Genomic DNA, 961 nt, shown 5'->3' on the forward strand with positions numbered 1-961 from the left:
GTGAGATTATCAAATAAATCACGGTCCTTAGGAATTAAGAGGCTAAAAATATCTGATAAAAGCTTAACATCTGTCTCGTTAGTTAAAAAATAGAGACTTCCTTTTTCTTTACTCATCAAGTCATAAGCTTTTGGGTATTTCTCCCTCAAGAGCCAATCTGAAGACTGTTCAATCACAGATTGTGAGAGATTAAGACAGGTAGTGTTATCTATAAAATCATCATTATAATAGTAATTTTTCAAACTTGTATAACGGTTAAATAAATATGTATACCTATTCTCAAGAGCAACCCCAAGTTCTTTAGGAACATCCTCTAGCTTACCTGTTTCCATATTAAAGAGGACTTCCTTACGGTCATGACCCCCAGTTTTTTGGAGAACTACCTTACGATACTCTTGATCATTGTATGTGACAAAATTAATATAAGTACTTGAAACTGGAAAGTATGACGAATCATAATCCGCAACAGCCTTTAAAAGGTCATACTCCTTACGAGGCAAATCATCCTGACTGGTATCATAAACCTGAATCTTCCAATACTCCCCCCAACTCAGATTCTTGACATCAAAGCGATTATCGTCCCATTTGTAAATTAAACGTTTACTGTCTGTCGAAAGGTAACGTTTCCCATAAATTGCACTGGTATACTCCAGTGGTTCTTCATTAGCTTCCTGCTCATTGCTATGATTGACATATTTCCAAGAAATGACCAACCCCTGTCTATTAGCTAGAAACTCATAAGAAGCTGGTTCTACCTCAGGAGTTCGCACTTTATAACGGTCATGTGTTAGGTAGCGATATAAGGGATAGGCTCCAGAAACCACAACAAGAAGGCTAAAAAGTCCCAGAATGATTAGTATTTTTTTCCTGTATTGTTTCATTGACTTCCTCCTGAATATTTGTTGTTTGTATCTGATAAACAAAGATTATAAACTCTTAATCCATTATACCATATGCGTGA

1 protein-coding gene is annotated in these 961 nt (G+C 35.9%); it reads right to left on the bottom strand.

Annotated elements, in window-relative coordinates; genetic code table 11:
• Positions 1 to 881, bottom strand: an 881-nt coding sequence (locus HMPREF2853_RS03555; RefSeq protein WP_070534871.1) for a hypothetical protein, incomplete at its 3' end; no start/stop codon positions are given.
• Positions 882 to 961: the final 80 nt, after the last annotated feature.

This window comes from Streptococcus sp. HMSC077F03 (genome assembly GCF_001812375.1).
Taxonomy (GTDB): Bacteria; Bacillota; Bacilli; order Lactobacillales; family Streptococcaceae; genus Streptococcus; species Streptococcus oralis_S.